This window comes from Lentibacillus sp., from assembly GCF_035301925.1.
GTDB lineage: Bacteria > Bacillota > Bacilli > Bacillales > Amphibacillaceae > Lentibacillus.
Window position 1 is genome coordinate 1 of sequence record NZ_DATGTI010000133.1, and the last position, 23,608, is coordinate 23,608.

The following is a 23,608-nucleotide window of genomic DNA, read 5'->3' on the forward strand; positions in this document are numbered from 1 at the left end:
TGACCTTCCATGCCCGGTACACGGATCATAAACGGAACCCGCTGTAAGTTGGCGCTTTTCAGTGGTGTCATTTCCTCATCCACGATGTCACTCATCGCCTTCTTATGGTTTTCCGAAATACCATAATGGTCGCCGTAAATCATGATGACCGAATCCTCATACAACCCTTTTTCCTTCAAGTCTTCAAAGAATTGCTTCAGCGACTCATCCAGATAGCGGGCTGTCTGGAAATAGCGATCCACGGTACCGTCGCCAGTATTTGCAGGTTCAATTGACGCTTCTCCTTCATCTAATACAAACGGATAATGATGTGTCAATGTCATCATGTGCGCATAGAACGGCCCATCCTTTTCAGCCAGATCTTCAAGCATCGGTATCGACTGTTTAAAGAATGGCTTATCCTTCAAACCATAGTTGATGACTTTATCCTCGCTCATATCATAGTACTCATCATCATACCACTTATCAATCCCAAATTGCTTGTAAACCTTGTCACGATTCCAGAATGAACCCTCATCACCATGGAATACAGCGCTCGTATAGCCCTGCCTTTGGCCCAGAATGGCCGGCAGCGCCTGATACGTGTTCGAGCCATTCGTGACAAATGCAGCCCCCTGAGGCGTGCCGTACAATGAATTATCCAATAACAGTTCCGCATCCGCGGTTTTGCCTTGCCCAGTCTGATGGAAAAAGTTATCAAAGTACGTAAAATTCTTGCTCTCATCATGAACAAGCGAATTCAGGAATGGCGTCACTTCTTCCCCGTGCAATTTATAATCAATCAAAAATGACTGGAAAGATTCCAAATGAATTTTGATAATGTTTTTGCCTTTTGCCTTGCCAAAATATTCGGCGTTCGGCTCAGCGTATTTTTTGTCGGTATAACTTTCCACTTCCATGATATCTTCACTTGAGGCCATCGAACGCTTGGCACTGACTTCAACAGCCTGCACGGTATTGAGCGCGGCAAAATTAGGCAAACCAAGATATTTGACAATATAATTATTGTCAAAAACGCGCTCAAGCAGCTGCGGCCGGTCAATCTGCGCCAAACCTAGATTAATAGCAAACGCCAGTACACCGGCTGCCAGTACAGCAAAAGGTTTTTTTGGACTGAAGCGTGCCGGGGACCAGTCGGCCTTCCGTTTGAAGTACAGAACAGCCAGGATAACAAGGTCCAGGGCATAAAAGAAATCATGCCATTCAGCCAATCCCAAAAAACTTTTTCCTATACTGCCGGCATTGTCAGTTTGCATCAGCGTCTGAATGGTAATAAAGCTATTAAATTCACGGTAGAAAATAATGTTGGCGTACATAAACAACGTCAACAAAGAATCAATAATCAGCAGCGTAATCCCGAACCGTTTCCCTTTAAAAAATAGTGCCAAACCCAACAAAATCAGGCCTGAACTCAAAGGGTTGATGAACAGCAAAAAATGCTGCATCAGATTACTGACCCCTAAATCAAATTCCGAAATATATATAATATACGTCTTCATCCAAAACAGGATTAATGCAAGCAGAAAAAATCCCATTTTGGAAGATTTTAAGTTTTTAAGTTTTTTCATTTGTTTCTCACTCCATGTTTCTCCCGCTGACTGTAAGTTTTTTGTTGAAATCAGAACTTGTGCCGGATGCGGACATAACCTTTCCAGCCAGCATGTTTAACCCGATAACGGGCAATTATTTTTTGGTCGACGTCTATTCTACACCCATATCTTCATTTTGTTAAGACCCAAATTAATGGTAAATTTACACTAAGTTAATATACACTTCATTTAGTTCCCTTTTAATCTAAAATTTAAACTATATCATTCTTATAAGGGTTGCTTATTGAAAACTGAAGGAATACATATAACCGGAAAGGAGAAAAGACACATGAATAGACATATTGTATTTTTCGATGCTGAATGCCCTTTATGCCGAACGGTGAAGGCAGCACTGAAAAAACTGGACTGGAATGACGCCATTTTCTGGTACCCCGTCCAGGAAGTCAGTGAATCGGTAAAAGAAAGGGTTAATGGTTATAAAAATATGTATGACGAAATATTTATGTATACGAAAGATAAACAGATGCTGACGGGGTTCGACACGGTACGCAGGATTCTCTCTATATTGCCTGCAACCATGCCACTCGCGCTGTTACTCCATCTTCCGTTTGCCAAAATTATCGGTGACCCGGCATACCGGTTTGTGTCAACGCGCCGGTATAAGTGGCTTGGCAGAGTGACGTATAATAAATCATGACTTGGCAGCCGTAACCTAATTATGGTGTGATAGAATCATAATAATTATCATAAAGGAGAAGCGAAACCTATGGCCCCTTTAAATGAAGAGCAACTAGAACAGAAACGTCTTGAAAGAAAAATACAAATTATGCGTGCCGCTATCAAAGTATTTGCCGATAATGGCGTCAAACTCACGAAAATAAGTATGATTGCGAAAAAAGCAGAAGTCAGCCACGGCCTCGTGTATCACTATTTTACATCCAAAGATGAAGTTTTGTATGAAAGCCTCGAATGGGCAATGGAAAGAAACAGGGTGATCCAAGTCTTTCATGAGCTGAATGAAAGCCAGTTAAGCCCCCTCGAAAAAATAAAACAGTTTACAACGTTTATATTTACAGAGGGCGACACAGAAACAAACAGTGATGTCTTTCGGATCATCCAGCATTTAACGAAATCCAGTGATTTGCCAGATAATATATACGACCTCGTGGAGAAATCGGGGCAATTTTACATCGAATCGTTATTCCCTTTGTTTGCTGAAGGGCAGAAATCCGGCGAAATTATTCAGGGAGATACAGAGGAATTGCTGGGTATTTATTTAAACGTCATTTCCGGGATCATGGCGGATGACCCAACATGGTGGCGGAAAAATATAGATCAGAAAGCGGATATTCTTTTACGAATGATCTCAACTCGTTAATGCATGACATTTTCCTTTTCCTGTTTTCAACAAACTGAAAATAATGATTGACAGATACGTAAAAAACCTATACTCTTTGATTGACTGAATTAGTCAATCAAAATTAAGTTATGTTGATTCCACCATTGAGATTCAATTCGTTTCATTTTTGAGTGAATAAGTCAATCTTTTACGAAAGGAGAATGTTTGATGAACGATACGATTATTTCTGTCAAAAATCTTAAGAAAACCTACGGCAAGCAAACTGTTTTGAACGCCCTTAATTTCGATGTGGAACGCGGATCTATTTTTGCATTGCTTGGAGAAAATGGTGCAGGAAAAACAACGACGGTTCGTATTTTATCGACATTAATTCAAGCAGATGGAGGAACTGCGACAATTGCAGGGTATGATACCAGCCGTGACGCCTCCTCCATCAAAAAAGTGATAAGTTTAACCGGTCAGTATGCTGCGGTAGATGAACTGCTGACAGGCGAAGAAAACCTGATGATGATGGGGCGCTTAAATCATCTGAAAGGGGAAGTTGTTAAAGAACGAACAGCTGATCTGCTTGAACAATTTGATTTAATAGATGCTGCCAAAAAGCGTGCACAATTTTATTCAGGGGGTATGCGCCGTAGACTTGATATTGCAATCGGTCTGCTCGCTGATCCTGAGGTGATTTTCCTTGATGAGCCAACAACCGGACTGGATCCACGCAGCCGCAGGAATATGTGGAAATTAATTAAGCGTCTTGCAGATAATGGGGTAACCATATTTTTAACAACACAATATTTGGAAGAAGCGGATCAGCTCGCGGATAAAATAGCCATCATAAACAACGGTAAGATTGTGGAAGAAGGAACAGCTGAAGAACTAAAACGTATTATTGGAGAAGAAAAGCTGGTATTCGAATTCAGGAATTCGGCTTCGTTTAATACGGCACAGAATCTTTTAGAAGGGCAAATAAATGATAATGACATGAGCATTTCGATTACAACCGACGGTACAACGGAACATTTACGACAACTGTTAAACGCTTTTTATGAACACAGAATTGAACCCGAATCTGTTAAATTTCGTAAGCCAACACTTGACGATGTCTTCATGGACATAACGAGCCGTAGTGGGAAAGGAGCAATGATAAATGACTGAATCAAAATGGTATTGGTCTATTTTGGATGGATGGACGATGTCTCGACGTAGCTTTAAACATTTATTCCGTAATCCAGAATCCTTGTTTTTGAGTTTTGGTTTACCGGTCATCCTCATGTTATTGTTTGTCTATATTTTCGGGGGAGCCATTCAAACAGGGACAGACTATGTTAATTATGTCGTACCTGGTGTGATCATTGTCTGCGTTGGGTATGCGAGCTCCATGACAGCAATGAGCGTCACACAGGATATGGTCGGGGGATTGTTTGAACGTTTTCGCAGTATGCCTATCCTTCCCTCTTCTTTAATGGTCGGTCATGTGATCGGGAGCTTCGCCCGTAATATGATTGGAACAGCATTGGTACTCCTTGCAGCAATACTAATCGGGTTCCGACCGAGCGCAGGGTTACAGGAATGGCTTGGTGTGATTGGTATCTTGAGTCTTTTTCTATTTTCAATTAGCTGGTTATCTGTGGTATTTGGTTTACTCGCAAAAAGTGTGGAATCCGCCAGTGCATTCACCTTTCTTATTATGTTCCTGCCTTACGTAAGCAGTGCTTTTGTTCCGACAGATACAATGCCTGCCTGGCTTCATGCATTTGCTGAAAACCAACCAATGACGCCGCTAATTGAGACATTGCGCGGGCTCCTTATCGGAACAGAAATTGGTAACAATCATTGGGTAACAATCGTATGGTTTGGCGGATTGCTTATTATATCATTTGTTGTTGCAACGATGATATTTAAACGTCGTAAAAGTGAATAGTTTGTTGTTAAGTTAAAAGTAAACACCGTACATGGGATATGCCTTCTCTAGTACGGTGTCCATTTTTTTATGAATTATATAAAACCACCATTACAGTTCAAACAGATATTAGATATCACTAAAAGAGATTGGAGGGAAAAGAACGGTACAAGGATTCCTGAAAATAATCCTTTTCTTACCCATCATTGGCTTCTCATGATGGCGGAATCCTGCTTAATCATGCCATAAATTTTGACGATAACAAGGTACAATAACACTCATTCTCTTGCTCTGCTCGGGACGCTAAACTTCTCATAAAACTTTTGGAATCCATAGTTTAAAAGGGCATTCGTAAAAATCAGTGAAAAGAATTGTTTTGAACTTACTTTAAGTTTAAAGAAGTTTAATTTACTGAACAAATTAACAACTGGGAACGCATAAATCAGGTCTGCAATGAGGTTGATGAAAAAGTATCTGACAAATTTCCCCTTGGATAAATGAAAAGCCCACAAATTTGAAAAAAAGTAAGGCCCCACTACCAAAATCGATGCATGACACATCGCTGACTTTGGACCGCCCTTAACCTTCCACAATTTGTGAAGCGTAAAATACAGAATTTCCACAAGTTGACAAGCTGTAGAAAATAAGGTGACAGGCAAATATTGCTTGTATGCTTTTTTAGGAAGCGAACAAGCCGCCCCAATTGCACATAGCACAATAAAGCCACGGATGATATTTTTTATCATAATAATCAATCCTCTCATGTTTATTGATAGCTTGTTTAAACGGAAATTTTTTATACCGCAAAAATTGGTTCTAGAGACATAAAAAGACTGAACCCGTATTGGATTCAACTGATATAGTATGGCTCTTATTAGAAGTATCCCCGCGGGGCTGGTATACTTAAAGTAAAAAAGCAAGGAGTAATCTCATGAACATTTCAGATATCCCACATGATATGACATTTAAATTCGGCCCAAATTTACGGGAAATTCCTTTAAACAAAATGGACATGCTTCATGGCATGATGTATCTTCAGAAACAACTCGATGACAAGACACTTGATGACACCGAAAAAGGGAAACTGCATGGTTTACTTGGCTATTTTTTACGGGTGATTGGCGAGCTCGACGAAAGCAAGCGACATCTTAACGAGGCCATAGCCATCTTCCGGGATTCAGGCAGGAAACAGAGCGTTTTTATTAATCAGTTGAGGCTGGCGAATACATACCAGTGGGAAACCGATTATGAGACATCCAATAAAATGTTCGCAGAGTTAATGGATTTGGCCGAAAACAATCCTGATTACATTGAATATCGTGATTTCGTTTATGAGCATCAAGGTAAAAACCTATTTGACCAGGGTGAGTATGAGCAAGCACTCGATTTGTTTCATAAGGCTTTGGCATTGAGATCGGGCAATCGAAACAGCGAATTGATTAAAACTACCGAGACAGCCATTGAAACGTGCGAGAAAAAATTGAATAAATAACCCTCTCTGCTCCTATAATCGACGTGAATAGCTGAAAAGTGGCATCCGAAAAAAATTTTTGGAAATGCCACTTTTTCTAATCTGTATTCGATTGTAGCAGTGAGAAGGTATATAATCAGGCGAAGTCAGTGCTGACCTCTTCTGTCCTAATGCTGATGTTTTTCCAAAAAATCCAGCATCCGCTTGTAAACGCTGATTTCATTTTCTTTTTTTGAAAAGCCGTGTCCTTCATCTGCCAGAACAAGATATTCGACATCGCGACCCTCTTCCTGAAGTTTGCTAACGATATTGTCGGATTCTTCCTTGACGACACGCGGGTCTTTTGTCCCCTGGATGACAAGCATCGGTTTCGTCATGCTATCAAGATAGGACACCGGTGAATCTTTCACAAAACGTTCCCTATCGCGTTTAGGATCACCAAGCCAGCGCTCCATGATGGGCTTCCAATGATCGGGGACCGAATTGACAAATGTGAATAAATCAGACGGGCCGAAAATATCGACACAGGCTTTGAAATATTCCGGATGGCGCCCATGCAGCAATAATGTCATGTACCCGCCATAGCTGCCGCCGACGAGGAACAACTTGTCACGGTCAGTTATACCATTTTCAAACAGCCATTCAATCCCGGCAACACAATCAAGTCGCGGTCCTTCTCCCCAGTCCTGTTCGACCATCTTGACAAAAGACGAACCATAGCCTGTGCTTCCCCGGAAATTAGGTGCAAAAATCGTATAACCACGGTTCAGGAAGCATTGGAACATCGATCGGAATGATTTCCGCTCAGCAGCCTGTGGACCACCATGCGGCCAGAAAATCGTATAGCCATTATCATTTTCCGGTTTCGCCCTGAACAGCAGTGATTCAATTTCCTTATCATCGAACGATCGATACGAAACGACATCAGGTTCCACCATATCATGGCTGGTTAAGCCAAGTACTCGGTTATTTGTAAGCTGCTTCCAATTCTCACCAAATTTTGATTGGAAAATATTGTGCGGAACTGTTGCACTTCTTCCCAGTACATAAAGATTGCCTGCTTTGGTGATTTTGACCTGTTCAATGACATCGACCGGCGCCGATAACTTCACCAGTTTCTCCGTATCCATCTCGTACCGATAGAGTATATCTGCCACACCTTTCTCAGTGACAAGAAATAACGTATTCTTTTCCTTGCTGAACTTCAACTGCTCAACACTTTCATTTTCAACCGACAGTACCCGGGAAAATTTCCGGTTATTCAAATCAAATTTGGCAACATAATTATATTCGCTTTCATAGTCCGTGACAAAATAGATTGTATTGGGGCCAACAAAAACAGGATCAAATGTTACATGAACCTTTCCCGGATCTGGTGTCAGGTTAAGCGTCTCCTCTCCTTTTTTAACAAAGCCGGTGACATACGTATTGGCAAACGCGCGCAGGTAGACAAATGATTCTTCATTTTCCGACACAGCTGCCAGCTCGGTCGGTGACACCTCGCCGATATTCAGCAGCGTATCCGAATCATTTTCCAAATTGCGGACACGGGCATTCATGAACGATGGGTTTTCTTCGGATGTCATGTAATAGATGCGCTCGCCATCATCGCTCAAGTCGGTTAAAAAATACTTGTCTTGCGGATCACCTGTCACAAGCGGCTGCGGCAGACCGCCATCATATGGAATCGCATAAATTTGATGGTTCTCATCACCGTCCTTATCAAATCCCGCCAAGACATAACGCCCTTTGGGATCAAATTTGATAGTGCTGCACGATTCATCCTGATGCGCAAACAGATATGGATATGTATCAGGCAGATCCATCGCCCACAGGTTCATCTTGCCGTCCAAGTTAGAACTAAAAATCAGTCGTTCCTCATCGGTACTGACATCGAATCCTGTTATGACATATGTACGGAAAAATTGCTCAACAGTCGGTTTTGGAAATGTGATCATCATATTCCCCCTATAGGTAAAAATTTGAATTATTTTATTTGACAAAATAATTATAACGTAAATTGAATGAAATAAATAGGTTTTAGATATCAATAAGCCGGAATGGTCAAATCTGCTATTCAGCTGCACACATATGGTGTTTTTATAACAACATTCAGCATATTCGTGGCTGAATCTGGCGTTCATCTAAAAAAACTGCCCCCCTTCCCGGCGAGCAGCTTGGTACAAATCATCTATTCCTTCATGCCCAGCAGATCATCAATCACGGTTGCCACCTGATCAGCATATTTTTCACAGTCTTCCTTGGTTGGTGCTTCAACCATAACACGGACGAGCGGCTCGGTTCCCGACGGCCGTACAAGCACACGACCTTCTCCGTTCATTTCTTTTTCGACACGGCCGATCGCTTCCTGAATTTTTGGATTCGTCATGGCTTTATGCTTATCGAGGACTTTCACGTTCTTCAGTACTTGCGGATATATGGTCATTTCACCGGCAAGCTCAGAAAGTGGTTTGCCGGTTTCTTTGACGACATTCACCAGCTGCAGCGCTGTCAACATGCCATCGCCTGTCGTATTATAATCGAGGAAAATGACATGGCCGGATTGTTCACCGCCAAGATTGTACCCGCCTTTGCGCATTTCTTCCATGACATAGCGGTCACCGACTGCAGTTTTATCACTGCGCATGCCGTTTTCTTCCAATGCCTTGTAAAATCCGAGATTGCTCATCACGGTGGAAACAACCGTATTATGGCGCAGGACACCTTTCTGATTCATATATTTTCCGCAAATGTACATGATCTGGTCACCATCAACAACGTTCCCTTTCTCATCAACGGCAATCAACCGGTCGCCATCCCCGTCAAAGGCAAGCCCCAGATCGGCCTCTTTCTCTTTGACAAATGCCTGTAAAGCTTCTGGCTGAGTCGATCCAACGCCATCATTAATATTCAGCCCATCCGGCGAGGAACCAATCGAAACAATATCCGCTTCCAGATCAGCAAACAGATGTGTTGCCAGACTTGAAGTTGAACCATGAGCACAATCAAGTGCTATTCGCAGATCCTCAAAATCATTATCAATCGAATCTTTAAGGAAGGAAAGGTACTTCTGGCCGCCTTCGAAATAATCATTTACAACCCCAATGTCTGCACCAACCGGCCGAGGCAGGTTGTCCTCGCCATCCATCAGCTTTTCGATTTCATTCTCCTCATCATCCGACAATTTAAAACCATCCGGTCCGAAAAACTTGATGCCGTTATCCTCGACAGGGTTATGCGATGCGGATATCATGACACCTGCCTCTGCCTTTATCGCTTTTGTCAAATAGGCAACCCCCGGCGTTGAAATAACGCCCAGCCGCATGACCTCAGCACCGATTGAAAGCAGTCCGGCCACAAGTGCCCCTTCCAGCATATAACCGGAAACACGTGTGTCCCGTCCAATCAGTATTTTGGGTTTATCGGTGCCTTTAGTTAATGCATAACCGCCGAACCGGCCTAATTTGTATGCTAGCTCTGATGTTAATTCTGTGTTAGCTATTCCTCTGACACCATCTGTTCCAAAATATTTTCCCATCTTGATAAACTCTCCTTTGTATCCGTTTAGCAACTATAGAGGTTATTCAAAGACTGAATCTTTCTGCCCTTTCCAACCACATTTTCAGATAAGATAAGGGCTAAATCTATCGCCTGTTACGAAATCTCTACGGTCACTTGATCGAATTCCCCGTTCACGTCAATGCCATCGGGACCTTCGATCGTAACGGGAACTTCATGTGCACCATCTTCAAGCCCTTCAGCATTTATGAAAATAGTAAAATCATCAGCCGCCAATTCGCTGACATCTTCCTGATTTCCAGCTACCGTAAGATCCATTGCCTGATCCTCGGGCTGGACAAATGATACATCCTGTTCAGCACCAAGATTTTCAACATCAATCGGAACGGCTTCAAATGTTCTTGTCTGTTCCAGTTCCACTGTTACTTCAATTGTGTCTGTATCTGGTACAATTGCACCATCCGGCAAAGCTAGTCCGACTTCAACCGTTCCTGATTCCGTGATATCTGCTAAATCAATTGTCTCCGTTGAAACTTGTTCTAAATTTTGCAGCACCTCATTCGTTGCAAAGACTTCCACCTCTTCTGTATTAGACGACATGGAGGATAGTGAGTACCCCTCCGGCAGTTCACCAGTTGTTTCAACATTCACCGGAACATTTTTGCTCGGATTATTGATATCAACCGAAGCATTTACGTTTTCCGGTTCAACCCGGACATTCAACTCGTTGCCACTGGCATCATAAACATTAACCGGAACTTCCCTGCTGTCAATAGGCTCTGTCGTTTCTGATACATCAACAAACACTTTCACAATCGCAATCTGTTCGATCACTTCCTTTGAACTGGTGATTGTAACTTGTCCAGGATCTGTCTGTGATTCACCAATCTCATAGCCATCAGGGAGCTGATCGACATTGATAAAGTCAACTGCCACATCAAATTCCTCTGACGCCCGCTCCTCAATTGTTACCTCGATTGTTTTTGGTTCAATATAAACTTTTAATTCCTCCGGGATACCGGTATGCTGCAGATCGACAGTATGTGTACCTGCTTCCAGGCCTTCCAGATCAACGTAGATGTCAAAATTCCTCTGCTGGGCTGTAGCCGTCAGTGTCCCTCTAGTTCCTTCCAAAGTGACAGTGGCAACTTCCGGTACGCCGCTGACAACATAACTTTCATCATCAATACGGATATTGACCGGTACATCCTCAACTGTCTGAACATCAGCGCCTGAATTTGGCAACAGCCGCGACTCATTTTGATACTCATCCATTTCAACTTGCACAAACACATACAATGCAATTGCAAAGGCTAACGAAATCGCACGGACAAACCACCGACTCTTAAACCAATTATCCATTATCTTTCCTCCTCTGATGACGTGACTTGGATTCAGAGGCTCTCATGGATGAGGATAAGTTTTCATGCAGATAACTGCGCAGTCCCTCCTGATCGAGATCCCGCTTCAATTCACCATTTTTCGTTGCGGATATGCCCCCGGTTTCCTCGGAGACGACGATCGTAATCGCATCCGTCACTTCGCTGATTCCCATAGCTGCCCGGTGTCGCGTACCAAGCTCCTTGGAAATGAATGGACTTTCGGATAAAGGCAGATAGCAGGCTGCTGCAAAAATGTCCTCATCCTTTATGATGACAGCACCATCGTGGAGCGGTGTATTCGGGGTAAAAATATTTGTCAGCAGTTGGTGAGTCAGCTTGCCATTAATCGGAATCCCCGTCTCGGCATAGTCACCCATTCCTGTTTCACGCTCGATGGATATCAGTGCACCAATACGGCGCTTAGCCATATACTGACAGGATTGCACGATTGCTTCTATTTTTTGTTCCAGTATTTCTTCCTCGGATCTTGCGCCTCTTGCAAAAAGGTTCCCACGGCCAATCTGCTCCAATGCCCGCCTCAGTTCAGGCTGGAATAGGATGATAATGACAACAAAACCCCAGTTGATGACCTGATTTGTCAAATATTGAATCGTATGCAGTTCAAATAGAATGCTGATGCCCCAAACGAGCAGTACAACCACAATACCTTTTAACAGCTGAATGGCTTTTGTGCCTCTTATCAGCATAATGATTTTATATAAAACATACCAGACGAGAGCTATATCTACACCGATTCTAAACAGTTCCAAAAGGTCGAATCCCCCATCAAGCATGTTCACACTTCCTTCCACATATGTACTCTTTCTATTTTACGCCATAACCCCATTCATTATATCATATTTCATGTCATACCATTAATCATACGTGAGATATGTATCGGTCAGGGATCAGAAACCTTGCTTCCCCCTTAACCTATAAAAATAATTGACACAAAAAGATACGATTTATCACATTCTAAGCTATGCCTAATCAGCAATAGATCCAGAAACACAATGAACCCGGGCAGTGCCCAGGTTTATTTGTAAAGATGATCATACCTCTTAACCGATTAACTGGATGTATCCCAGTGAAAAAATATTCTTAAACAGATCCTTCAGGTGGAGCCAAAGCCATTCAAACATCTGATCCACCTGCTGCAGATCACCGTTCACTTCTCCTGCTGAAGCCATGAGTCCCGACCCTTCTATCGTATCTTCTTCTTCAATCAATTCGCCATTGATTAGCCTGACATCGCCATCAACTGTTCCATCTATTCGTAAATTGCCGTTTTTCACAACCAAATCACCATCTACAGTAACACCCTCGGGGACAATGACGGTATCACCGCGTATTTCCAGGTTTTCCTGTTTGGAAACGACTAATTCACCATTCTGATCCCAGGTTGAAAACATGCCGCTGAACATGAAAATAAAGAAAATGGCTGCGGCTGTCAATACCGGATGTGCCTTAAACCAGCGTGTATATTTCACGCTTTTCTTTTCAGCCGGAAGGTTTTGCATGACGTTATCTTTAAAATCAGCTGGCGCCTTGATTTGTTCAGTATTTTGAATAAGTTTGATTGTACGCTCGAGTTCATGGAAATGTTTTTGGCAGGCTTCACAATCCTCCAGATGAATCCGCAGCTTTTGCTCTTCCTCTTTGGTCAAGTCATGATCCAAATATTTATGCATTAGTTCCACTGCTTCATTGCTGCAGTTCATGCAATCACACCCCTTTAAACATGGCGAAGCTTTTTCCGTAAAGCTTCACGCCCGCGATGGATTCTGGTTTTCACCGTTCCAAGCGGAATATCCAATATGTCACTGATTTCCTGCAGTGAAAACTCTTCTAAATATCTTAAAATGATAACGCTCCGATATTTTGGCGGAAGTCCGGCAATCTCCTGATTAATATAGTCCTGAAGCTCCATTCCCTGGACTTCCTCCTCTGGCAGGCGGCTATCAGTTGCCAGCTGCGAGTACATATTCAATCCATCGGTTCCTCTGATTTCAGCATCCAGATAATAGTCCGGTTTCCGTTTTCGGATCCGGTCAATCGTCAAATTGGTCGCTATCCGATACAACCATGTTGAAAATTTACGTTTATCATCAAATGAATGGATGTTGATATAGGCACGGATGAATGTCTCCTGTCCAATATCTTCCGCTTCATGCCTGTTGCCAAGCATACGGTAACAGTGCTGGTAAATTTTATGCTGGTAAAAGGAAACAATATCTGCAAAAGCGGATTGATCCCCTCGTTTTACCTGTTTTATTTTCTCTTTGGTTATCAAATCCATTTTCTGTACCTCCGCTTAACATGCGGTATTAACCATACGGACTAACACCGTTAAAGGTTTCAAAAAAATATAAAACGTTTATCGTAGCGTTTATTTGGGTAATTTTATACTACAATTATACTAAAATAGGAGGCGTTTTTGTGGCTAATCATTCAATATTTTTAGAAAAAATTGAAGCCTACCGTCAGGAAATGCTGGCCATCAGTAAACAATATGAATTAACGTCCCCGACTGTCGTGGAATCCAGCAGGCGGCTTGATGAATTATTGAATGAATATCAGGATGCAGAACGCTTTAAAAGTATATAAAGAATCGGGAAATCGCGACGTCTCTTAGCAAAATTTAAAAAGACATCCGTTTTAGGATGCCTTTTTAATTTTTATTTCAGTTTTTCACCAAATAGTGAGCCGATCAGTCCGACAGCCATTGTTGCTGTTTTATTTTTATCGTCAAGGATAGGATTCACTTCGACAAACTCTGCTGATGTCAGAATATCTGATTCTGACAACATTTCCATTGCCAAGTGGCTTTCACGGTAAGATAACCCGCCAATGACAGGCGTTCCAACCCCAGGTGCTTCTTCCGGATCCAAACCATCCAAATCAAGGCTCAGATGAACGCCGTCTGTTTTCGCTTTCAAATAATCAATTGTTTCGCCCATCACCTGAGACATACCCAGCCGATCGATTTCGTGCATGGAATAGACAGTGATTCCTTTTTCCTGGATCAGTTCTTTTTCCCCCGGATCAAGCGAACGCGCTCCAACAATGACAATATTCTCCGGCTTGATTTTCGGCGCATAGTCCAAAATATCGGTGAGCTTTTTATGACCAACCCCAAGGCTTACTGCGAGCGGCATACCATGAATGTTGCCGGATGGAGAGGTTTCTCCGGAATTCAGGTCCCCGTGTGCGTCATACCAGATAACGCCTAGGTTTTCGTAATGCTTGGCTGTTCCGGCCAATGTGCCAATCGCAATACTATGATCTCCGCCTAAAACTAAAGGAAAGCGGTTTTTTCCAATTTCCTCATCAACCATACCCGCGAGTGTACGGTTGCTTTCCGCTACTTGCTGGAGGTTTCGCAGATTGCCCTCTTGTATATTATCTTTGCTGTCAGGGCGCGAAACCGGTACATCGCCTAAGTCATTGATGGTATATTTCAGGTTTTCCAACCTTTCCGTGACACCAGCATAACGAATGGCGCTCGGACCCATATCAACGCCGCGCCGGCTTTGTCCCAGATCCATCGGCACGCCAATAATAGACAAGTTTTTTTGCATAGAATCGCCTCCTCTGAACCTATTGTAGACAAAAAACGAACAATGACTCAACTCGACAATAAAATGTATATATATACATCCATGGATTGTTCAGACATCATTTCTGCGATTTGGTAAACCTTTTAAAGATTTCCAAACCATTCAGTTTAAATTGGCTGATATGGCAATCCAATTAGAAACATCACGCCTGCTGATTTACCAGGCTGCTATGCTGCAGCAAAAGGCGAAGATTACAGTATCTTCTCTTTCATGTTCAAAGCATTTGTTTCTGAAATGGCCATGAAGTTGACGACTGAGGTTGTCCAAAAAATTCGGCGGCTATGGCTATTCACGGGAATACCGTTAGAACGGATGATGCGTGATGCCAAGGTCACACAAATTTATACCGGAACCGTTGAAATGCAGCGCATCGAAATTGCCGAAAAAATATTGGCTGAGTAAACACAAAGCAGGATTGACCTGCATTAGTCAATCCTGCTTGTTCCCGCATGTAAAGCTCAGTAAATCCGCCAAAAACGGCGGGTCACCGCCCCGAAATGTCCGATTCTGCTCGGGCCTGCACGACGCAGGTCACAAAGGCGTTGCAACACGACGTTGCGAATTTAGCCTTTGTTCCCCTACCTTAGTGGAGAAAACCACTCCACTGAATGAAGTTTCGCTTTATATTTCAATAGCTCCTGTCTGGGAGGTTACGATATTCAAAGGTTTAATGCCTGCTTGTTCCCACGCTTTGGTTAGTTTTTCAGCTTTTTCACGGGATGGTAGAAAGGCAATCCCGCAATCACCGCCACCCGCTCCTGACGGTTTTCCCGCACCGCCGTAATCTTCGGCCAAGTCACATAATGTTTTTAATGCTGGTGTTTCGATTTCAACACCAGCATGACTGCCAACCTCAGCCAGTGCTTGCCGATTTTTCTTTGTCCCGTCGATAACCAATGAGGGACTTTCCTGGTTAATACCATTTAAAAAGATACTGACTGCCTTTTCGCTGTTTGATAAAAATTGTTTGTATAATGGTGGTTGAGCCGTCTTGAGTCTGGATATCTTCTGAACCAACTGTTGCGTTGATGCAGGCATTCCCGTCCAGCCGACACACATATACAAATCTTCCGGCAATTTGATCGGTTGGACATGAAAATAAGGCCATTCTCTATTCACAAGTTCTGAAATACTTTCTGCTTCAAAATAAGCGCTCCGAAGCCAGTCCGCCTGAAACGATGCATATTGCAAAAACCCACCATAAGAAGAGGCAGCAACATCAGCTCCCGATCCGCTTCCTTGTGTTTTTACGTGTGAAATTGCCGCCAGCCTGAAAATCAATGAGTCAGACGGTTTTTTAAGAAGAAATCGTTGCAATATTGCCGCGACCACAGATGTCACGACCGCCGCACTTGATCCCAAACCATATTTTCTTCCCGATGCATCATCCAGTTCGCTGCGGATTGATAGATGAAAAGGGCCTGGTGTAATATTGTTTTCTTTTAAATATGTATAGACAGTCGTCATCGCTTCTTCCACAAATTGCACGCGCTTGTCATTCGTATTGATACGAACGGCATTTGATTCATAGTGCCACTCCATATCATTCAAGTTAAACGTCTCCAAAGAAAGTCGATTTTCCCTGCTTTCTTTGATAGTGGCAAAAACAAAGCGATCAACAGCCATCACAACTAATTTTTGATATTCTTCAAGGACAGCAAATTCCCCCGCAATCATTAATTTGCCGGGGACTTTTATCATTAAAGGTGAATCAGGCAACATGTTCAACTCCTAAATGTAGGATACGCCTTGTCCGGGCTTGCTGACTTTCACATCATGGACACCAGTTATATTAAGGAGTTCATTTCGGACCGTTTCTTCATGTTCAGGCAAATAAAGAACCTTCACATTTGGTCCGGCATCAATGGTAAAAAATACCGGAATTCCAGATTCCCGCAAACCCTGAACAGCCTGGATAATCAAAAGTGTGGTGCTTTGCCAGTAGCTGAATGGAGGGTTGGCAGCCAGTGTTGTCGCATGCATTCTGAGACAATTCGCTTCTGCTATTCCACCCACTTTTTCAAAATCTTTCTTCATGATGCCGTCTTTTAAAGCAGCAAGGTCATCGGGAATACTGTCCACCCATGCCGGGTAAAAGGCGGAGGTATGCACTGTGCGTTTCATGCCTTCTCTGCTCAATATTTTCTTCTCGGCAGAGGATAAAACGACGGCAGCAACCCTGATATCCCAATGATCTGCAGGCGCTATCGGAACAGCATACGAATCCGAACCATCAGCCTTTATACCTTTCTCCCATTCGACAAACCCGCCATAAATCGACCTGCACGCTGATCCGGAGCCTTGTCTTGTCAGGATGGAAAGTTTCTGTTCACTTACCGTTAACCCAATTGCCTTAGCCGCAGCTGCAGCCAAAGCAGCAAATCCGGAAGCCGACGATGCAAAACCGGCAGCTGTCGGTACGTAATTTGTGGAATGAATTTCAGCAAAAGCATCTGATTTTCCTGCCATGGTTCTGATACGGTCAAGAAAGGCCGTGACCCGATCATATTCGACGCCTTCAATCAGCCGATCATTCAAATAAAAACGATCAGCTGTCAGGTTGTCCCGAAATTCAACCGACGTTGTTGTATAAAAACCATCCAGTGTCAGCGATAAACTGTTATTCATGGGAAGGATCAATGATTCATCGCGTTTTCCCCAATATTTAATGAGTGCAATGTTCGTATGAGCTTTAGCTGCAGCTTTCATGTTACATCTCCTTTGAGCATTGCGGAAATGATTCGAAAATCAGGCAAAATGAACCTCTGAAGCGGCCATTTTGCCTTTCTTTTAAAGAGGATGTTCAAAAAGTCCGGTAACAATGACATATCGAACAGGGGATCTTCCGCTAAAAACCGTCCACAACAATCGCCAACGCATAACTCACCACATCTTGTATCTTGTGGAATCCCGCTGCTCGAAACGGTGCCGCCTTGAAATGTCGACGTACAGGTCGTGCTAGTGCAGGCGCCCGTGATTGTCGTCGCGAACTTAGCCTGCCGGTCCTTGTTATCCTCCTATTTGAACACGCACTTAAATCCGTATGACTAATCTCTTTTCTTTCTGAGTGAGAATGACCATACAGCATGTGCACCAAATTTTTTCAGTTTCTCACACAGCTTTTTGGAATGCATCTCATTTTCGGCAAGCGCAATCACACAGCCGCCATTGCCGCCGCCAGTCAGTTTAGCACCTAATGCTCCTTCCTGACGGGCAAAATAAATCAGTCTGTTCAATCCGGCATCACTGACTCCGAGTGCTTCCAGTTCTTTCTGTGCTTCATTGAGCATTTGTCCCAGCAGTTGTTTGCTGGCCGTTTCCAGTGCATTTCTGGCACGGTGTGTCAGTTCACCGATGCGTTCCAGTTTGGCTTGAATCCGCTTTGGTGCTGATTTGATCAATTTTCTCACCGATTCAACTGCCAGACGTGTGTCTCCTGTTCTGCCAGAATCTGCAACAATAAAATGAAAATCACCTTGAGGCTCAATCAAATCAATTGGTTCTTCCTTTTTGTACCATATTGGCAGTTCAGACGTTATGGTCAGCGTATCAATACCACTTGGCTCCCCATGGGCATGTTTTTCCGAAATATCTGCCAGACGCAGTATATCCCCCATTGTATAGTTCGCTTCTGCGTAGGAAAACAGGGAGCGAATAACCGCAATTGCCACTGATGCACTAGATCCTAATCCTTTTCCCGGCGGTACGGAAGATTTAATTCGGATCAGCAGGTCTTCACAAGGCATATCAAGGTGTTCCAGCGTTGCTTTAATACTAGAGGTGAGTCCGTGCAATGATTCAGGCGCAGATTCAATCGGTCCATGATAAAACGTACTGTCAATTTTCACCGAACCCGGAACATAATCGACAATGGCTTCTACCCCCACTAACGGAAATGGAAGTGATATGGCTGGCTGTCCATGTACAACGGCATGTTCGCCGATTAAAATCAATTTACTATGAGCTACACCGATAGCTGTTTGTACTGAAGTTGTTGCTTTTTCTATACTCATTTTTTATATTCTTCCACCAATTCTTTAGCTTTTCCAACACGAATTTCCTTTTCTTTGATTAACCGCTCTGAAATCATGTCAATCATCTCCCCAGTTGCTCCTGCTGCGATTGCAACAGAACGAGAATGTAATGCCATGTGTCCTTTTTGGATTCCCTCAGTTGCCAATGCTTTCAGTGCACCAAGGTTTTGCGCAAGCCCGACAGCCACAATGACTTGAGCAAGTTCCTGTGCTGAAGCGACGTTTAACATTTTGTGGGCTATTTTGGCAATTGGATGTACTCTGATCGAGCCGCCCACCGTACCGACTGACATCGGCAGTTCCAATTCACCGAGCAAGTTTCCATGCTCGTCCCGGGACCAGACTGTCATAGATGTATATATACCATCACGTGCGGCATGTGCATGGGCACCGGCCTCAACTGCTCGCCAATCATTTCCGGTTGCGATGACAACAGGGTCAATTCCATTCATAATACCCTTATTATGCGTCACTGCACGGTAAGGATCAGAAGCGGCGAATTCATAGGCATGAATGACCCCGTCACGTACCTCTTCACCGGAGAACTCACCTGTTTTTAGTAAATGCGGTGGGATAACACAGCGTGCACGTGCAAGACACCGCTCAGGATAATTGGAAAGAATTCGCAGGTACACCTTTCCATTTGTTAAATCCTCGATGACAGGTGCCAGTGACTCAGCCATTGTGTTCATAATATTGGCTCCCATTGCATCACAAGTATTGGCATAAAGATGAACGATGAGCATTTGACCATATTTTGACCCTGATTCCTCATTTAATATTCTAACTTCCAGATCCTCAGCCCCGCCACCCCTGTCCATTAAACTTGGGTAGGCATTATTGGCAGCTTCAATCAATGCATCTTTTTTCTTTAATACAGCCGCTTTTGCCGCATTAAAATCCTCACAGCCAACAACCTGGATCTGTCCGGTCATGACACGACCAGTAGCATCGGTTGTGAATCCGCCGGCATTCCTGACTATTTTGGCAATGTGACTTGCTGACGCAACGACAGATGGTTCTTCAATTGCCATTGGAATACAATAGTCTTTCCCATTTATCAGGAAATTCAATCCTAAACCTAACGGCAATGGAAAGGTGCCAATCGCATTTTCTATCATATTATTAGCTGTATCCATTGGCAGCGGTTCTTTTGAATATAAATATTCAGCATCTTCATCTGAAATGATGTCCATTTTTGTCATCAGATGCCTGCGTTCTTCAACTGTCATGTTATAAAAGCCAGGAATTCTGGAAGTCTCCATACCGTCTCATCCTTTTATCGTCATTCATATGTGACCATCATTGTCATTGGTTATGATTTTACTGGTTCTATTATGTAAAAAAACACGGTAAAATGCAAATAAACAAGGCTGTTAATATCATAACAACCTTGTTTTTTTGCCATTATCTTCTGTGTTATGTCATTAAGCTAACGTTCATATTAAATCTGATGAGCCATGGAGGATTCGAACCTCCGACCCTCTGATTAAAAGTCAGATGCTCTGCCAACTGAGCTAATGGCTCATATTAAAAATGTTCACTTATTTATAAAAGAGCGTTCATTGGTGTCGTCACATTTTTAGTTAAAATAAAAAAAGGCTGGGCTAGCTGGATTCGAACCAGCGAATCACGGGATCAAAACCCGATGCCTTACCGCTTGGCTATAGCCCAATCAATCAACATATGGTGGAGGGGGAGAGATTCGAACTCCCGAACCCTGAGGGAGCGGATTTACAGTCCGCCGCGTTTAGCCACTTCGCTACCCCTCCGTAAATATTGTAACTAACATCAATTATTTTTATACATAAAAAATGGTGCCGGCCAGAGGACTTGAACCCCCAACCTACTGATTACAAGTCAGTTGCTCTGCCAATTGAGCTAGACCGGCATTTTATTAAAAATGGAGGATGCAGGGCTCGAACCTGCGACCCCCTGCTTGTAAGGCAGGTGCTCTCCCAGCTGAGCTAATCCTCCGGTGGTGACCCGTACGGGATTCGAACCCGTGTTACCGCCGTGAAAGGGCGGTGTCTTAACCACTTGACCAACGGGCCACAATAGGCGTGAAAAAACGTCAAAATATGTATTGTCGTAAACCGACGAATTTTATTATATATAGATTATCTGTTTTTGTAAAGGGTAAAATGAAATTTTTTGTTTTCAAATTTAACTTTTCCCCTTATAATTAAGAAAAACATCAATCGGTGAGCATTTTCTCCACTAAAGAAACAAGAAAATCAAAGAGTCCTGCTGTCAGCTGCATGCGTGATTAGTTTTATGTTTAACCCAAAGAATGAAAAACTTGCACACGAGGGGAAAACAATGACAAATATCTTTCTGGAAAAGAATGGGGAACCATTTACAGCGTTTGATACAAGTCATTTAATGGCATTGATCATATATTTGTTGGGGATCGTTATTTTTCTTTCGTTTTCCAAAAAAGTATTGAATCATGCCACCATTTACAACACCATTCGCTGGGGCCTGTTCAGCCTGCTGATTTTTTCCGAGGTGAGCTACCAGACGTATACTGCCTTAAATGGTATTTGGAGCTTGGGTGAGCACATGTTTCTTCACCTTTGTGGTGTAGCCGGCATCACCGGGGCTATTGCTCTGGTTAATCATAATAAAAAGCTAATTCAGATTACATTTTTCATTGGACTTATTCCATCATTTTTGGCATTGATCACACCTGAATTGCCTTATGACTTCCCGCATTATCGGTATTTAAAATTTTTTATTCATCATATTACGATTTCCTGGACCAGTCTATTTCTAGTCGTTTCCAATCATGTAACGATTACATTCAAATCTTTTTTAAAAACCTATGGGTATCTATTAATCTATGCGGCCATCATCGGATTTCTGGTCAATCCGCTCTTGGGTTCCAACTATTTATATTTGTCCCACACACCAACAGCGAACACGCCTCTCGACCTTCTGGGAAGTGGTATCTGGTATTATGTGAACCTATGTATATTGGCGTTTGTTGTATTCCTGGTACAATATCTCGTGTACAGAGTAGTTACACGTAATAAAAAGTAGCATCTTCAAGAATACATAAATGCTACAACCCAGACAATCACAACAACCGGCAGTGATGTGTACAATGACTGCCACATTTTCATATCATGTCTTTTAATCAGGTATACGGCAACAAAAACTTCCATAACGGTAACAACAATAGCAAGCAGGATTAGAATCGGAAAAGCTTCCATCATGAGTCCTCCATCCTTGGTGTGCTTTTTCTATATCGAGAATAACATGTTTGTCCATATCACGGAGATGAATTTGAAAAAATTGCAGCTTCAGCTGAAATTCCTTTTTAAGATCCTGGCTGCTTCTTCAGCACTTAGATACCGGCTGCCTGGGGCCCGAATATTAGAATGTCATCCGGCTCCTCCAACTAACGCTGTAACCAGTTTGAAACCCTATGTTAGAAGAATGCCAGAAAAAACACAAGGCGTTTACCCTCAAAATTAACCTTTAGTTCCTAACCCTTTCACAAAAAAGACGAATACATTTCCAAAAAATGAATATGAATATAATTGGGGTTTAGACAATTATTTAACAAAAAGGGTGGGTGATACCATGGACGAAAACGAAAACGAAAACAAGTCATCAAGAGGTCATGGTTATAAAAAGGGTTATGAAGACAGCAAAGAGGAACAGCTTGAACAATACTATGCAAAAAATACTGGTCCGGGCGAGAAAATGACGGATGATGCCGGTTTTAAAATTTCAAATGATCGGTGGTCCCTGAGAGCGGGAAAGCGTGGACCAACATTATTTCAAGACTTCCACTTTTATCGAAAACAGTCACATTTCAGTCGGGAACGCATACCGGAGAAAGTCGTTCATGCAAGAGGCGACGGGGCATACGGGGAATTTGAGTTATATAAATCTATGAGACATGTAACAAGAGCCCATTTCCTGCAAGAACCTGGTACCAAAACACCTGTGTTTGTCCGATTTTCCAACTTTATCGGAAGCAAGGGCTCCAAGGATACGGCAATCGATATACGCGGTTTTGCAACCAAGTTTTACACACAAGAGGGAAATTATGATAATTTGGCCCTCTCTTTTGCGATCTTTGCTGTCATGGATGCCATGAAATTTTCTGATTTTACGCATGCGGTTAAACCAAATCCAAGAACCGGTGTTCCGCAAGCGACTATCGCGCACGACAATGCCTGGGATTACGTTGCCAATAATCAGGAAATTGCGCATTTTATTATGTGGCTTATGTCAAGTCGTGGCCGTCCTAAAAGCTGGCGAATGATGGAAGGCTGGCCAGTCAATACATTCCGGTTTATCAACGAACATGGCAAATCGACATTTGTCAGATTTAAATGGAAGCCCGTGCTTGGCGTCCATTCGTTGCTGCTGGATGAGGCGAATATTATCGGCGGCGTTGATCCGGACTTCCACCGGCGGGATTTACATGAGGCTATTAAACGCGGAGCCTATCCGGAATATGAATTGGGTGTACAGCTAATCGCTGAAGAAGATGAATTCAAGTATGACTTTGACATCTTGGATGATACAAAACTCTGGCCGGAAGAGGTTGTCCCCGTTGAATACATCGGTAAAATGACATTGAATCGGCTGGTGGATAATCACTTTGCAGAAGAAGAACAGTCTTCATTTGACCCGGCAACGGTTGTTCCGGGAATTGACTTCACCGATGATCCCGTCCTCCAGGGCAGAGCTTTTGCTTACAGAGATACGGATTATCATCGACTTGGCACGGCAAATATTAATTATATACCGGT

General features: G+C 42.9%; 22 protein-coding genes, 6 tRNA genes and 1 pseudogene. 9 read left to right on the forward strand and 20 right to left on the reverse strand.

What is annotated here, in order from left to right:
• Positions 1–1,568: LTA synthase family protein (locus tag VK080_RS11100; protein WP_324224835.1), on the reverse strand; the 1,568-nt coding region annotated here is incomplete at its 3' end.
• Between the two features lie 310 nt (positions 1,569–1,878).
• On the opposite strand from VK080_RS11100, the gene VK080_RS11105 reads away from it, so the two are divergent.
• The 4 genes from VK080_RS11105 to VK080_RS11120 all read left to right on the forward strand — a co-directional run bounded on the left by VK080_RS11105 (position 1,879) and on the right by VK080_RS11120 (position 4,828).
• Complete coding sequence (locus VK080_RS11105; protein WP_324224836.1) at positions 1,879–2,247, forward strand: DUF393 domain-containing protein; 369 nt, start codon at positions 1,879–1,881, stop codon at positions 2,245–2,247.
• 69 nt (positions 2,248–2,316) lie between these two features.
• On the forward strand, positions 2,317–2,928 hold the full coding sequence (locus VK080_RS11110) for a TetR/AcrR family transcriptional regulator (RefSeq protein ID WP_324224837.1): 612 nt from the start codon (positions 2,317–2,319) through the stop codon (positions 2,926–2,928).
• Between the two features lie 189 nt (positions 2,929–3,117).
• Positions 3,118–4,062 carry an ATP-binding cassette domain-containing protein gene (locus VK080_RS11115; RefSeq protein ID WP_324224838.1) on the forward strand — a complete coding sequence of 315 codons (945 nt, stop codon included), beginning with the start codon at positions 3,118–3,120 and terminating at the stop codon, positions 4,060–4,062.
• A complete protein-coding gene (locus VK080_RS11120) occupies positions 4,055–4,828 on the forward strand; it encodes an ABC transporter permease (protein ID WP_324224839.1) in 774 nt (257 codons plus the stop codon). The genes VK080_RS11115 and VK080_RS11120 overlap by 8 nt, the downstream gene beginning before the upstream one ends.
• A 257-nt stretch (positions 4,829–5,085) precedes the next feature.
• Here VK080_RS11120 and VK080_RS11125 read toward each other — a convergent pair whose 3' ends face one another.
• Positions 5,086–5,553 carry a hypothetical protein gene (locus VK080_RS11125; protein WP_324224840.1) on the reverse strand — a complete coding sequence of 156 codons (468 nt, stop codon included), beginning with the start codon at positions 5,551–5,553 and terminating at the stop codon, positions 5,086–5,088.
• A gap of 185 nt (positions 5,554–5,738) precedes the next feature.
• On the opposite strand from VK080_RS11125, the gene VK080_RS11130 reads away from it, so the two are divergent.
• A complete protein-coding gene (locus tag VK080_RS11130; protein ID WP_324224841.1) occupies positions 5,739–6,299 on the forward strand; it encodes a tetratricopeptide repeat protein in 561 nt (186 codons plus the stop codon).
• Positions 6,300–6,445: 146 nt separating this feature from the next.
• On the opposite strand, the gene VK080_RS11135 is transcribed toward VK080_RS11130, so the two are convergent.
• The 6 genes from VK080_RS11135 to sigW form a co-directional block, all read right to left on the reverse strand.
• Positions 6,446–8,236 (reverse strand): S9 family peptidase, encoded by a 1,791-nt coding sequence (locus VK080_RS11135; RefSeq protein WP_324224855.1) that lies wholly within the window; start codon positions 8,234–8,236, stop codon positions 6,446–6,448.
• A gap of 233 nt (positions 8,237–8,469) precedes the next feature.
• On the reverse strand, positions 8,470–9,816 hold the full coding sequence (glmM, locus tag VK080_RS11140) for a phosphoglucosamine mutase (protein ID WP_324224842.1): 1,347 nt from the start codon (positions 9,814–9,816) through the stop codon (positions 8,470–8,472).
• A gap of 116 nt (positions 9,817–9,932) precedes the next feature.
• Entirely contained in the window at positions 9,933–11,159 is a 1,227-nt protein-coding gene (locus VK080_RS11145) for a CdaR family protein (RefSeq protein WP_324224843.1), read from the reverse strand.
• A complete protein-coding gene (gene cdaA, locus VK080_RS11150) occupies positions 11,152–11,973 on the reverse strand; it encodes a diadenylate cyclase CdaA (RefSeq protein ID WP_324224856.1) in 822 nt (273 codons plus the stop codon). Before cdaA ends, VK080_RS11145 begins: the two co-directional genes overlap by 8 nt.
• 267 nt (positions 11,974–12,240) lie before the next feature.
• On the reverse strand, positions 12,241–12,900 hold the full coding sequence (locus tag VK080_RS11155) for a zf-HC2 domain-containing protein (RefSeq protein WP_324224844.1): 660 nt from the start codon (positions 12,898–12,900) through the stop codon (positions 12,241–12,243).
• Positions 12,901–12,914: 14 nt separating this feature from the next.
• A complete protein-coding gene (gene sigW, locus VK080_RS11160; protein ID WP_324224845.1) occupies positions 12,915–13,478 on the reverse strand; it encodes an RNA polymerase sigma factor SigW in 564 nt (187 codons plus the stop codon).
• A 140-nt stretch (positions 13,479–13,618) separates the two neighbouring features.
• Here sigW and VK080_RS11165 point away from each other — a divergent pair, with 140 nt between their 5' ends.
• Entirely contained in the window at positions 13,619–13,786 is a 168-nt protein-coding gene (locus VK080_RS11165) for an aspartyl-phosphate phosphatase Spo0E family protein (RefSeq protein ID WP_324224846.1), read from the forward strand.
• A 71-nt stretch (positions 13,787–13,857) separates the two neighbouring features.
• Here the strand turns inward: VK080_RS11165 and rocF are convergent, their stop codons facing one another.
• Positions 13,858–14,760 carry an arginase gene (gene rocF / locus VK080_RS11170; protein ID WP_324224847.1) on the reverse strand — a complete coding sequence of 301 codons (903 nt, stop codon included), beginning with the start codon at positions 14,758–14,760 and terminating at the stop codon, positions 13,858–13,860.
• A 103-nt stretch (positions 14,761–14,863) separates the two neighbouring features.
• On the opposite strand from rocF, the pseudogene VK080_RS11175 reads away from it, so the two are divergent.
• Positions 14,864–15,201: pseudogene (locus VK080_RS11175) on the forward strand (acyl-CoA dehydrogenase family protein).
• A 219-nt stretch (positions 15,202–15,420) separates the two neighbouring features.
• Here VK080_RS11175 and VK080_RS11180 read toward each other — a convergent pair.
• From VK080_RS11180 to VK080_RS11225, 10 genes are all read right to left on the reverse strand, one after another.
• Entirely contained in the window at positions 15,421–16,521 is a 1,101-nt protein-coding gene (locus VK080_RS11180; RefSeq protein ID WP_324224848.1) for a phosphomevalonate kinase, read from the reverse strand.
• A gap of 9 nt (positions 16,522–16,530) precedes the next feature.
• Positions 16,531–17,508, reverse strand: a complete 978-nt coding sequence (gene mvaD / locus VK080_RS11185) for a diphosphomevalonate decarboxylase (protein WP_324224849.1) — start codon at positions 17,506–17,508, stop codon at positions 16,531–16,533.
• A gap of 338 nt (positions 17,509–17,846) precedes the next feature.
• On the reverse strand, positions 17,847–18,812 hold the full coding sequence (gene mvk, locus VK080_RS11190; RefSeq protein WP_324224850.1) for a mevalonate kinase: 966 nt from the start codon (positions 18,810–18,812) through the stop codon (positions 17,847–17,849).
• Entirely contained in the window at positions 18,809–20,098 is a 1,290-nt protein-coding gene (locus VK080_RS11195) for a hydroxymethylglutaryl-CoA reductase, degradative (protein WP_324224851.1), read from the reverse strand. Before VK080_RS11195 ends, mvk begins: the two co-directional genes overlap by 4 nt.
• A gap of 189 nt (positions 20,099–20,287) precedes the next feature.
• Positions 20,288–20,360 (reverse strand) — tRNA-Lys (locus tag VK080_RS11200).
• A 75-nt stretch (positions 20,361–20,435) separates the two neighbouring features.
• Positions 20,436–20,507: transfer RNA gene (locus VK080_RS11205), tRNA-Gln, on the reverse strand.
• A gap of 13 nt (positions 20,508–20,520) precedes the next feature.
• Positions 20,521–20,605, reverse strand: a tRNA-Tyr gene (locus tag VK080_RS11210).
• 43 nt (positions 20,606–20,648) lie between these two features.
• A tRNA-Thr gene (locus tag VK080_RS11215) sits at positions 20,649–20,724 on the reverse strand.
• Between the two features lie 13 nt (positions 20,725–20,737).
• Positions 20,738–20,810: transfer RNA gene (locus tag VK080_RS11220), tRNA-Val, on the reverse strand.
• Positions 20,811–20,812: 2 nt separating this feature from the next.
• Positions 20,813–20,887 (reverse strand) — tRNA-Glu (locus VK080_RS11225).
• Between the two features lie 268 nt (positions 20,888–21,155).
• Between VK080_RS11225 and VK080_RS11230 the strand changes: the two genes are divergently transcribed.
• Positions 21,156–21,878 carry a TIGR02206 family membrane protein gene (locus VK080_RS11230; RefSeq protein ID WP_324224852.1) on the forward strand — a complete coding sequence of 241 codons (723 nt, stop codon included), beginning with the start codon at positions 21,156–21,158 and terminating at the stop codon, positions 21,876–21,878.
• A gap of 5 nt (positions 21,879–21,883) precedes the next feature.
• On the opposite strand, the gene VK080_RS11235 is transcribed toward VK080_RS11230, so the two are convergent.
• Positions 21,884–22,054 (reverse strand): hypothetical protein, encoded by a 171-nt coding sequence (locus tag VK080_RS11235; protein ID WP_324224853.1) that lies wholly within the window; start codon positions 22,052–22,054, stop codon positions 21,884–21,886.
• Positions 22,055–22,424: 370 nt separating this feature from the next.
• Between VK080_RS11235 and VK080_RS11240 the strand changes: the two genes are divergently transcribed.
• The coding region (locus VK080_RS11240; protein WP_324224854.1) for a catalase at positions 22,425–23,608 on the forward strand (1,184 nt) is incomplete at its 3' end.